The sequence below is a fragment of the Streptomyces carpinensis genome (assembly GCF_002154505.1).
Lineage (GTDB): Bacteria > Actinomycetota > Actinomycetes > Streptomycetales > Streptomycetaceae > Streptomyces > Streptomyces carpinensis.
This window is the reverse complement of the sequence record NZ_MUBM01000254.1, coordinates 1-10,548: the sequence shown is the minus strand read 5'-3', so window position 1 is coordinate 10,548 and position 10,548 is coordinate 1. Positions and strand designations below refer to the sequence as shown.

Here is a 10,548-nt window from a genome sequence, read left to right as displayed (position 1 = left end):
TACGTGGCCGCGCGCGCGGCCGGGAGCGTCACCTCGACGTGACCGTGGCCGTCCGCGATCGCACGGACCTCCACCCCGGCCGAGGCGGCGATGCGCCGAACCACCGGCAGCCCCAGCCCGTACCCGCCACCGCCGGTCACACCCGCTTCAAAGACCCGGTCGACCTCAGCGGGATCGAACCCGGGGCCGTCGTCCAGGACATCGACCACGATCGCCTCACCCTGGACGCGAGCGTTGATCCACACACGCGACCGCGCATGCCGCAGGCCGTTCTCCAGCAGGGGCGACAGCAGCGACACGGCGACGTCGGCCGCCACGGCGACCTCCGCCTTCGCGGGAAAGACGACCTCGACCGCGCGGCCGGCGATCGCCTGCCGAGCGGCGGAGCGCAGATCGCACCGGGTCCCATCGTCTGTCCGTGCGCGCGCGGCGCGCAGAATCGTCGTGATCGCCGCATCGAGGCGGTCGACCTCGCTCAGCACTGCCTCCGGCGCCACCGGCTCGCCGGACAGCTGCGCCAACTGCGCCTCGCCCCGCAGGACCGTGAGCGGTGTCCGCAACTCGTGGGCGATCTCATCGGTGAGCCGGCGCTCGTCCGCCAGCGCGTTGTCGACGCGCTCCAGCAGGTGGTCCAGGGTCCGCCCCAGTTCCCCGAACTCGTCGCGGGGAACTCCGAGGTCGAAGCGGCGCCCGGGTTCGTGATGGCCCCAGTCGTCGGCGAGGGCGGCCATCTCGTGCACGACCCGCAGCGCGCGGCGCACCACGAGGTGCGCGACACCGCCGGCGAGGAGGATCGCGAGGCCGCCCAGTATCAGCGACAAGGTCAGGCTGCGCTGCTCGGACGTCTCGTAGGGCCTGAGGTCCACCCGGACGATCACCATGACGTGGTGGCCGTCGATCGGGACCTCCCGCGCGTACAGGAGATAGTTGTCGACGGCGGCAGTCTGCGATCGCCGTGAGCCTGCCAGCGCCTCGGCACGCTCGACCATGTTTGCCGGTACGTTCCCGTCGATCAGGCGGCCGTCGGCATACACCCAGGCGACCTCGTCCAGCGCCTCGCTGCTGTTCTCCGTCAGCATGACACGGCCGCCCACGGTGGTGACGTTCGCCGCGACCGCCTCGGCGCGGGTACGCGCCAGATCGTGCGCGTCGGCGTCCGTCACCCGGCTCAGCAGCACGTGCGAGACCACGACCAGTATCGCGACCACGGCGGTGGCGATCAGCACAGTGAGCGCGACGACCCTCCCGCGGAATCCCGTCACTGCCATCGGTAGCCCACGCCGCGGACGGTCGCCAGACGCTCGGCCACACCCAGCGGACCGAGCTTGGTCCGCAGCCGGCGCACGAAGGAGTCGAGGGTGTTGTCGCTGACCTGCGCTCCGTGTGGCCAGCCGGCAGCGATGAGGGCGTGGCGACGTACCGCGTCTCCCTGCGAGGCGATCAGACGGCCCAGTAGCCGGAACTCGGTCGGGGTCAGGCTCTTGCTCACCGAGTCGTAGGTCACCACGTGCTTCGCCGGATCGAGGACGACCTCGCCCGGTGCGGGCGCCACGGTGGCCCGGCGCAGCAGCGCTCGGACGCGGACCAGCAGTTCCGGGAGGTCGAAGGGTTTGGTCATGTAGTCGTCGGCGCCGGCCTCGAAGCCGCCCACCTTGTGATGCAGGCCGTCCAAGGCGGTGAGCATCAACACCGGCGCGTCGACGCCGCGAGCCCGGAGGGCCAGGCAGACGTCGCGGCCGTCGGCGTCCGGGAGCCCGAGATCCAGGACGACCAGATGGGGCGCCGGTGCGAGCTGCCGCAGCAGGCTGTCGGCCGTGGCGGCGACGGAGACGGTGTGGCCGTCGTGCTCCAGGGCGCGCTTGAGGAGGCCGCGGACCGCCGCGTCGTCTTCGCACACCATGATGAAAGCCACGCGCTGACCCTAGACACTCCCGTCCCAGTTCTCCATCTGCCCTGGTCAGCCGTTTGACGATCGAAAGCAGGCCGCTGGTGCCGCACGCCCTCGTCCTGCCCTGAAGCCGCGACGGTCGGGCGCGATCGGTCGAGCCGCAGCAGTGGGGGTTCGCGGGAGGACCACAATGGGTCGCATGGACTCTGTGCAGGAGTACATCGACGCCATCGCGCCAGGTCACCGCTCGCTCTTCGACCGGGTGAGCGGGCTGATCCCGGACGAATTCCCGCAGGCGAGCGTGGCGCTTTCGTACGGAATGCCCACCTACCGGGTCGGAAAGCGCAGGCTGCACATCGGTGTCTTCCCCGCCGCCGGATCGGAAGGCCTGGTTGAACGGCGCGTCGAGGTCTGAGCCGATCGAGAACCACTTCGGCCTCGACAGCAGATGCTGCAGGCCGTACGGGGCGGCATCACCGGCGTAATCGGCCAGCGTCCAGCAGTTCTTGTGGGGCAGGTCCGACAAGAGCCCGAGCATGAATTCCCGCGTCCGCCGCCGTGGTTCCACTCGGGTGGACCGTCCCGAGATGCGGCCCATCATGGCCTCGAACATGTCCTGCCAGTGGGCGGGATCTATGCTGCGGCCTGCGGCCGCCGCCTGATCTTCTGTCTTCACACACCGATGATCAACGGTGGCCGCATCCGCGCCGCTCGCCCCTGCCATTCGGGGACAGGGGGCCTACGCGCGCGCGTCGGGCGGGGGGCTCATCATGTGGTCGACCACTTCACGGCGGGTGTTCCGGCGCTTCGTCGGTGTCGTCGCGATCGGCGTCGCCTTGGCCGCGACCTCAGGATGCACGGTCCCCGTCGATGCCGTCGCCGGGATCTCCGTGACCGGCGACGGACATCTGCTCGGTGTCATGATGGTCTGCGGACATCAGATCGATGGCGCGACCCTCTACGTGGACAGTGCCGACGTCGACAAGACGGTGAGGGTCGGTTCATGGACCGCCGACCGTCCCCTCACGCCCGGTCTCGCCACCTGGCCCCTCGATTCTCCTGCTGCCGGCTGGACCGCGACCAGATCTCCCGCTCCGCTCACCGCCAAGACCACCTACACGTTCTACGGCTGGACGAAGGACAACTCGTGGTCGTCGGAAGAGGTCTCCTTCACTCTGGCCGACCGGGACCGGCTCACCCCGGGAAAGGTCCGCTACGACAACATCTCGGACAACGGCGACGAATCCGCTATCACCGTTTCCATAGCGGAGTTCAAAGCCAGGGCCTGCCGGAACATGTAACGCCACGGCGCCCTCGGCCGTCATCGGGAGGCACGCGCTCAACCTTCGCTGACGCAAGATCACGATCTGCAGCTGGAGTACTTTTAGAGCCGGTCTCCTTGACAAAGAACCCTCCCCGCCGAACGGAAAATCTGGCGAACCGAGGGGGCCGCTCGACTACAGTCGCGCGGGGAGGTGGACGCGTGTCCTGGCCATCTGTGATCATCCTTGTCTCCGTGGAGCGACGCCCGTCGCTTGAAGGGCGAATCCGTTCCCTTGAGCTCGTGCCGGATCCCGTGACGGGCGACGAAAGGTTGCACCAGCACGGGTACTCGTACTACATCGACCTCTCGGGCGGGATCCTGGCGGACTACGAACCGGAGGAGCTCCAGCAGGTGAGGACTCGGATCGGCGAACCGTACGCGGTCTATGTGTCGTGCCAGTCCTTGGACGCGGCCCGGACGTTCCTCCGCGACGTCCTGCCTGGCGTGGACGGTCTTGTCGACACCAACCACCACGAGATCCTGCAGGCGAGCGAGTTCCTCATGCTGGTGGACCGTTACCCCGGATGGGACTGGCGTCGCCAACCGAGCACAGACCTCCAGTAGACCGGCTCGCGTCAGAGTCCTGTCGCCTGCGGGACCAGATCAGGATGGCGGCCAGGTGCAGTGCGGCCTGGTAGGCGACAGCAAGCTTGCCCGTCCGCATGGCAAGGCCCCGCCACTGCTTGATCCGAGCAATGCGGCCGCTCGACGGCATAGCGCTCTTTGTATGTCTCGGCATGAAGCTGGGCGGGCGGCCTCCGGCGCGGCCTCGCCGCAGACGGTGGCCGATCTGGTCGGCGGGCTGCGGGACAACGGCACGGATGCCGCGTCGACGGAGGTGCCCACGGATCGGGCGGGAGGAGTAGGCGCGATCCACCAGTACGACCGTAGGGCGGGTTCTTCGCCTGCCGAGTCCGTTTCCTGGGATCCGGATTCCGGCCATGACTGCCTCGAAGGCCGGCGCGTCACCGGCCTGGTCCGCGGTGACGTGGATGGACAGAGGCCGTGCCCGGCTGTCACTGACCAAGTGGACCTTCGTGCTCAACCCACCGCGGGAGCGTCCGAACGCGTCATCCTCTGGCTCGGCCCGGCCGGGCGCCCCCTTTTCCTGACTCCGGCCGAATGCTGGTGAGCCCGGCAGACGGTGGAGTCCACCGAGACGTTCCAGCCCACGTCGCCGCCGGCATCCGCCACTGCAAGGACAGCCGGGAAGATCCGTTCTCATGTGCCGTCCATGGCCCACCTGATCAGGCGTTCGTGCGTGGTCTGAAAGGGCCCGAGCTCCTCTGGCAGATCGCGCCAGGGCGAGCAGGTGCGGTACTTCCACGCGATGACTTCCAGGGTTCTGCGGTGATCGGCCCCTCGTCGTCTACGGATCGGGTCGTGCGGCATCAGCGGCTCGGTCCGGCCCACCTCGCATCAGTGATCACTGACCGGACAGACACACTCGATCAACTGACCCACCTGTCAAGGAGACACGCTCTGGTCGAGCAGGTCGCTGTCCTCGTCGTGCGCCCGAAGGGCAGGCACGACGAGGACCCAGCTGCGGTGGGACGTCAGCACTTGTCCACGGGCATGCCCGCCACGAGCTCGTACTGCGCACGCGCGTCGAGCAGCAGCGGCACCAGCGCGCGCATCGACTGCCGCAGCGGCACGAACGCGCCGTCGCCCTCGGGCCGCACCGTCACGCCGTGCAGGGCGAGTTCGTCCTTGACGTCGGCGTACTGGGCTGCGGTGAGCCGGTAGCCGCAGGGCGCGTTGTTCAGTATCTCGGACGGCTGTGCCGGCTCGTTGTCAGCGCCGCCGAGGTAGACCGGGCCGCGGTCGCTGTAGCCCGCCGCCCTGGCGGAGTGGGTGGCCGACACGATCTGACTCTGCCGCTCCTTGGTGAAGTCGAACAGACCGCCGAGAGCGGAGAGGTGGGATTGCACGCGACGACGGTGGTTCAGCGCCGGGTCGGCCTTCTCGGCGTCACTGAGCGCGTCGACGCGGCTCTCGATGAGCAGGCCGACGGAGTGCTTGACCCCCGCCATATTGCGCAGGATGCGCTCCTGTCCGTCACCGGCGGTCTGCTTGATGGGCTCATCGGTGACCGGGTCGGTCCAGATGCCGTACGTGCCGGTCGAGTAGCCGGCACTGTTCGCGGCCGGCCGTACATACGAACCCGACAGGGCTTCGGCCGTCTCGTGCACCTTGGGGTCGGTGTTGAGATTGCGCGGCCACAAGTCGAAGAGGTCCTTGTCGTAGTACTTAGGTGTGGCGCCGTACTCGTGCAGGTCGTAGATGACGTCGGGCTTCCGGTCGCGGATCACGGCGGCCATGGCCCGCCCTTCGGCGGTCTGCAGGGCAAGGTGGTCGCGGTTGATGTCGATGCCGTCGGAGTTTCCCCGGGTGTTGGCGGCGCGGCCGTCCGGATTAGCGGTGGGCACGACGAGGAGCGTGCTGTGGGCAAGCCAGTCGCGGGTCCGCGCATCCTGCGCGAAGGAGAGGTCGCGGATGGTGGTCAGACAGGCCTCGCGTCCGGAGGGCTCGTTGCCGTGCTGGGAACAGATCAGCAACACCGTTTCGGCGGTGCGGTGTTCGCCGATTCGTACGAGCTGGAGCGGGCGCCCCTGCTTGGTGGTGCCGATCCGAGACACGGACATCCGGTCGCTGGCCTTGTCGACGGCGGCGAGGAAGTCCTGCTCCTCGAGCTGGGTCGTCCAGCGTGCACCGTCGGAGGTTTCGAATCCGGTACGGGGCAGGGAGTCGGCGGCCTGCGCGGGCGCCGCCACCAGGGGAGCGGCAAGCGCGGCCGTCGCGATGGCCAGGGCGAGGGCGCGGGAACGGGGTGTCATCAGAGACTACCTCCCGGGATGCGGTGGGTCGGGCGCGGCGAAGCCACGCCCTCGGAACGGGACGCGTGGGGGGTGGCAGACGCGGACGAGACGGAGGTGCCCTCTGCTCGAGCGGAGCCGAGAGCCGATGAGATCCTGGTCGGTGCCAGCAACGCTCGGGTGTCGCAGCGGCCTGACCTGTTACCGCGATGCCGGCTTCCGCGATAAGCGGCAACGCGGCGGCCGTTGCAAGACGATCGCGGCGTGTGGGCTTGGCGCTGACGGTCGTGTAGATAAACGCACTACGCGTTGTTTCCTTCCGCGTGGAGCGAAACGAATTCCGGTACGAAACCGCACCAGAGGCAGAACCTAGCTGGGAGATCAACTGCGCTGAAGGTGATTTCAAGACACCCCAAGAGCACGTCAAGAAACCGCCCGGTAACCGTAAAGAGGCACCGAAGTTCCGGATTTAAACGTTAGATTCATCACAGAAAAACCACTGAAAATAACCGTAGCGGCCGATTGCCCCGCGCCGGCAATCGCTCCAAATGTCGCCACCCAGGTGGCTGAAAATTGCCATTTCGACCGCAGCGGCAAACGCACAATCATTACTGACTTAGACCGACCGGTAAGACCGCCGCAGATGCGGTGAGAACGCCTACCGTGGCGGCGCTGGGGGAGTGCGCGGGGAATTGATCATGGTCGATCGCGGCTTGTTGAAGGCGGCTCGGCGGTCGTTCAGTTCCCGTGGTCGTTCAGTTCCCGTAGACGTGACCGCGCACCAACGGGTCGTGCTCCAGGATGAAGTCGGAGACCTGCCAGAACTCCGGCAGCCGTGGATGTTGCAGGGCGGCTTGCCGATCGAGCTTGCGGCCGAAGAGGGGGCCATCGGGATGTGCGAGACCTGCCGTGACCAAGGTGGACGCTGGCTCATCCTGGCCAACGACAGGGCCCACTCGGCAGGCGAACGAGACGTGATCGTCCCACTGGTCCGCCCCGACGCCCCACGTCCCGAAGATCACGTCTATCCACGCGTCGTGATCCCGGTCCCGGTGGTGGTAGCAATTCGCGAAGTACACCGTGTACGGCGTGCCGTCCGCATAGACGAAGTTCCAGGCACGTTCGATGGGGGCGTTGCAGCAGTCGCACTGGAACTCGCGGGTCTGCCGGTCAGGGCCGAAGGTCAGTGACATGACCTACATGATGCGGTACGGGTCCGACCTCGGGAGACCGTGGGCCGTCTCTGAGTCGTGCGAGGTTGGCTGACGCCGACCAACAGCGACAGAAGCTCACGGCCGTCACGGGTATGGAGTTGCCGGCCTGGCTCTGGGATGGCACGTTTGCATGCTCATCGAGCTCACCCCGCCCGGGCACGCTCCTCGCTCCAGATCGTTGGAACCGCGAGCGTGCGAGGCGCATGGGGATTGGTGAGTGCGTGAGTGGGGTGGCCGTGGGGCGGCTCCCACGCATGCTCGGCGTTTCAGGTCTGAACCTGGCGTCTGAGAACTGTTACTCGCGAGGGAGAATCTGTGATCGTCTGGGTGAACGGAGCATTCGGCAGCGGGAAGACCACCTTGGTGGAGGAGTTGCGGCTCCGATGGCCAGCGGCACTGGTATTCGATCCGGAGATGGTGGGCTTCGTTCTGCGCAAGGTCGTGGAGGTGCCGACCGGTGATTTTCAGGATTTGCGTCAGTGGCGGCGCCAGGTCGTCAACATGGCTGCGGGCCTGGTGGAGGAGTATCAGCGGCCTGTCCTGGTGCCGATGACACTGACGAACCCGGTCTATCTGGATGAAATCTTCAGTGCCTTGAAGGAGGCGGACATTCCGGTGCACCACTTCTTCCTGAAGGTCCCTGAGGACGTACTGGTCGAGCGGATTGACGGGCGGAGCTTCACCCCTGACGATCCTGCAAAGGACGAGCAGGTCCGTGCATGGTGCAAGTCCAAGATCGCGTCGTGTATGGCTGCCGTCGACGCCTTGCCGCAGCAAACTGCGCTGCTGGATGGCCGATTGACGCCGCAGGAGCTGGCTGACGCTGTGCTCGCGCGAGTTGGCGCGGAATCGCGCCCGTGACGGGAAGAGCAGGGCGTGTGCCGGAAGTGTTCTAGGTTGGCTTACGTGAGTGTGCGGGGGCGGAGTTACCGATACGTCGGACCGGTCGAGCTGAAGGCTGCGGTCCGGCCTGGCAGCGGCGGCTGCCGGATCGGCTCGGCGGCTGACTTCGCAAGCTGGGTCGCTGAACGATCGGCAGCGGAGCTGGCTGAGCCGTTCACCTTCGTGGTCGGCAGGGACGGCGTGCTTCGGCTGGCGCCGCGACGAAGCGAACACGTGGCTTGTGCCGGCGGAGAAACGGTGCTGAGCGCCGGCGAGATCGGCTTCACCTGCGAGGCAGGCCGATGGGCCGTGGGCAACGTCAGCAACCACTCCACCGGGTACTGCCCGGACGGCAGCTCCTGGCCGGCAGTCGCCCGTGCTCTGGACGACATGGAGATCGGACGTGCGACCGGTTTTACCCACGAAGTGGTGTTCCGGCGCTGCCCCGGCTGCCAGGAGCACAACATCGTTCGCGAGGACGACTTCGTCTGTGTCTTCTGCGGCAGGGATCTGCCCGAGGCGTGGAACGTGGATCCTGTTGCATGACGGCCGTGGGCTACAGCCACTCGTCCTGGTGCCGCCCGCCTTCGATGTGCTTCAAGCAGCCGAATCAGGCCCGTTGTGACAGCGGCGGCAAATTCGCGGTCAAGTGTCGGCGATGCGCAGTTCACGCCCTGCCGCGCCGTCCGACGCGAAGAGCAGGAGACGTTCCCCTTCCTCCGTGAGTTCGGCGCGCCGGCGCTTGCTCACCGGGTGGAAGAGCTGGACGCTGAGAGTCGTCGCCCCGCGCGCACGGTCGGTCCGCCATGCCCCGGCGACGAACCCGTCGACCAGAATCGTCCCGGGAATCACGGCATTCTTCGTCGCGATGGCCTTGCGGTGCTCGTCACTGATGATCCGGGTGCGGTCCGCGTGGGAGAGGATCGCGTTGTCGTACGGGGCCAGGTAGCGCACCGGCGCGGGCGTGTCGGGGTCCGGACGCGGCGCGCTCGGCAGATCCCACAGCTCTCGGCCGTCCTCGTCACGGAAGGAGACCAGCTGCGGGCGCAGGCGCTCGGTCACTTCGCGCAGCCGGGTGAGTCCCGACCACGCCTGGATGTCCTTGACGGTGGCAGGGCCGAACGCCGCCAGATAGCGCAGGACCAGGGCGTCGATGTCGGGCTCCGGGTCCAGCGGGGCGCCGAGCCAGTCCTCCGCCGTGGCGTACGTCGTCTGTCCGCTCTGACCCCACACTCCGCGGGGCGGGATCTGGACGACCGGCAGCAGACTGCGTACGACGTTGCCGAACGCGGAGGCGGGGTGGTCGGGCCAGGTCGTCCGCAAGGAGGCGCTCAGGTCGCCGACGGTCAGAGGGGACTGTTCCAGGAGCTCGCGGCCGGCCGCCGCGACCTTGGCCGGATCCAGCCCGTTCAGGTCCTTGCCGAAGGTGGTGGTCAGGCTTCGTTCCATGAACGGCTGCAGACACGGCCGAAGTCTGCGGCAGTCGGTGGAGGTGACCAGATGGACGGTGCCCCGCATCAGTGCGATGCGCACGGCCCGCCGTTCGGTGAGCAGGCCGGCCAGTTCCGCGGGGCGGAAGTCCTTCAGCCGGGTCCACAGGCCGTAGTAGGGCGGAATGGGTGCCTGTGCCTGTAGACCCACGAGGTGTTCGAGCGCCTCCTCCGTCGGCATCGTTCGACGCGTCAGCAGCAACTGGCGTGCCAGGAAGGCGCGGTTGAGAGCCCGCCGCCCGAGTACGTCGGCGGGCTGGGGCGAAGTGGTGGCCATCTGAGCTCTCAGTCCAGGAGGGCGAAGAACGTGCCCAGTTCGTCGGCGAGGATGGACGGCTTCTTGGCTGTGTACGTGAGTAACGACGTTACTTCTGGCTGGGCGGGGCCGGTGGACATGAAGGGCGCAGCTTGACTGATCAACCGACGCACGCCCCGCAAGGATTCCGGCACGAAGATCGAATAAAGCGGCTGGAGCACATATTGAGCCGTGATCAAGCCAGCTCGTTCAGCTCGGTGGTGATGCCGGTGACCGCGAGCTTGGAGCCTGTTCAGCAGCACGTGCGCACGTCGGCTCACCGACGCTCCCGTCCGTGGCGCCGTGAGAGGCGCTACGCGGAAGATCCCCGCAGCCATGGCTCCAGCCTGCCCTAGGAGAGCAACTGACACATCCGGCACCGGTGTCGCCCAGGCCGGCGATTCACCAGCGCGTGTCGAGGACGTAGAGATCGATGCGTCGTTGCGGGCTTGGCGTTGCGGCGCGCCGCCGGTCAGGCTGCGCCCTTGGCGCCGCTGTGCTCGCCTTCCGGGCGCGGCGTCAGCGCCGTCGCGGGGTGCCAGGTTCTTGCCGGGGTGGGGTCTGCTTGCCGAGGCCGGGAATGGCAGGTTGTCGGCCTGCCGCTTGGCCTGGTTGAGCTGTTCGGCGGTTCCCGGTAGT

The 10,548-nt window shown here is 67.5% G+C and carries 11 protein-coding genes and 2 pseudogenes; 5 read left to right on the top strand and 8 right to left on the bottom strand.

Going from position 1 to position 10,548, the window contains the following annotated elements:
* Together BZY54_RS31240 and BZY54_RS31235 are read right to left on the bottom strand one after the other, a co-directional pair.
* Positions 1 to 1,268 (bottom strand): sensor histidine kinase (locus BZY54_RS31240; protein WP_086728686.1); only part of this gene is annotated, 1,268 nt, incomplete at its 3' end.
* Positions 1,259 to 1,912 (bottom strand): response regulator transcription factor, encoded by a 654-nt coding sequence (locus BZY54_RS31235; protein ID WP_086728684.1) that lies wholly within the window; start codon positions 1,910 to 1,912, stop codon positions 1,259 to 1,261. The genes BZY54_RS31240 and BZY54_RS31235, both read right to left, overlap by 10 nt.
* 175 nt (positions 1,913 to 2,087) lie before the next feature.
* Between BZY54_RS31235 and BZY54_RS31230 the strand changes: the two genes are divergently transcribed.
* Positions 2,088 to 2,303: a hypothetical protein gene (locus BZY54_RS31230; RefSeq protein ID WP_086728683.1), complete on the top strand. Its 216-nt coding sequence runs from the start codon at positions 2,088 to 2,090 to the stop codon at positions 2,301 to 2,303.
* Between the two features lie 12 nt (positions 2,304 to 2,315).
* On the opposite strand, the pseudogene BZY54_RS53765 reads toward BZY54_RS31230, so the two are convergent.
* Positions 2,316 to 2,501 (bottom strand): annotated as a pseudogene (locus BZY54_RS53765) (IS701 family transposase); the annotation flags it as partial.
* A gap of 157 nt (positions 2,502 to 2,658) precedes the next feature.
* Here BZY54_RS53765 and BZY54_RS31225 point away from each other — a divergent pair.
* Entirely contained in the window at positions 2,659 to 3,189 is a 531-nt protein-coding gene (locus BZY54_RS31225) for a hypothetical protein (protein ID WP_244217433.1), read from the top strand.
* A gap of 263 nt (positions 3,190 to 3,452) precedes the next feature.
* Entirely contained in the window at positions 3,453 to 3,776 is a 324-nt protein-coding gene (locus tag BZY54_RS31220) for a hypothetical protein (RefSeq protein WP_244217432.1), read from the top strand.
* On the opposite strand, the pseudogene BZY54_RS31215 reads toward BZY54_RS31220, so the two are convergent.
* From BZY54_RS31215 to BZY54_RS31205, 3 genes and pseudogenes are all read right to left on the bottom strand, one after another.
* Positions 3,712 to 4,657: pseudogene (locus BZY54_RS31215) on the bottom strand (IS5 family transposase). The gene BZY54_RS31220 and the pseudogene BZY54_RS31215 sit on opposite strands and share 65 nt — an antisense overlap.
* A 111-nt stretch (positions 4,658 to 4,768) precedes the next feature.
* Positions 4,769 to 6,049: a M14 family metallopeptidase gene (locus BZY54_RS31210; protein ID WP_086728681.1), complete on the bottom strand. Its 1,281-nt coding sequence runs from the start codon at positions 6,047 to 6,049 to the stop codon at positions 4,769 to 4,771.
* A gap of 734 nt (positions 6,050 to 6,783) precedes the next feature.
* Positions 6,784 to 7,221: a hypothetical protein gene (locus tag BZY54_RS31205; protein WP_086728680.1), complete on the bottom strand. Its 438-nt coding sequence runs from the start codon at positions 7,219 to 7,221 to the stop codon at positions 6,784 to 6,786.
* A gap of 336 nt (positions 7,222 to 7,557) precedes the next feature.
* Between BZY54_RS31205 and BZY54_RS31200 the strand changes: the two genes are divergently transcribed.
* Positions 7,558 to 8,103 carry a P-loop nucleotide/nucleoside kinase family protein gene (locus tag BZY54_RS31200; RefSeq protein WP_086728679.1) on the top strand — a complete coding sequence of 182 codons (546 nt, stop codon included), beginning with the start codon at positions 7,558 to 7,560 and terminating at the stop codon, positions 8,101 to 8,103.
* Positions 8,104 to 8,148: 45 nt separating this feature from the next.
* Positions 8,149 to 8,670 carry a hypothetical protein gene (locus tag BZY54_RS31195; RefSeq protein WP_086728678.1) on the top strand — a complete coding sequence of 174 codons (522 nt, stop codon included), beginning with the start codon at positions 8,149 to 8,151 and terminating at the stop codon, positions 8,668 to 8,670.
* 99 nt (positions 8,671 to 8,769) lie between these two features.
* Here the strand turns inward: BZY54_RS31195 and BZY54_RS31190 are convergent, their stop codons facing one another.
* Both BZY54_RS31190 and BZY54_RS52390 read right to left on the bottom strand, forming a co-directional pair.
* Positions 8,770 to 9,891 (bottom strand): winged helix DNA-binding domain-containing protein, encoded by a 1,122-nt coding sequence (locus BZY54_RS31190; RefSeq protein WP_086728677.1) that lies wholly within the window; start codon positions 9,889 to 9,891, stop codon positions 8,770 to 8,772.
* Between the two features lie 8 nt (positions 9,892 to 9,899).
* A partial coding sequence (locus tag BZY54_RS52390; RefSeq protein ID WP_208640830.1) for a hypothetical protein occupies positions 9,900 to 10,548 on the bottom strand: 649 nt, incomplete at its 5' end.

Bases quoted from the DNA above. Each gene is read 5' to 3' on its own strand.
- BZY54_RS31230 (WP_086728683.1), top strand. From the start codon at position 2,088: ATGGACTCTGTGCAGGAGTACATCGACGCCATCGCGCCAGGTCACCGC.
- BZY54_RS31225 (WP_244217433.1), top strand. From the start codon at position 2,659: ATGTGGTCGACCACTTCACGGCGGGTGTTCCGGCGCTTCGTCGGTGTC.
- BZY54_RS31210 (WP_086728681.1), bottom strand. From the start codon at position 6,049: ATGACACCCCGTTCCCGCGCCCTCGCCCTGGCCATCGCGACGGCCGCG.
- BZY54_RS31205 (WP_086728680.1), bottom strand. From the start codon at position 7,221: ATGTCACTGACCTTCGGCCCTGACCGGCAGACCCGCGAGTTCCAGTGC.
- BZY54_RS31190 (WP_086728677.1), bottom strand. From the start codon at position 9,891: ATGGCCACCACTTCGCCCCAGCCCGCCGACGTACTCGGGCGGCGGGCT.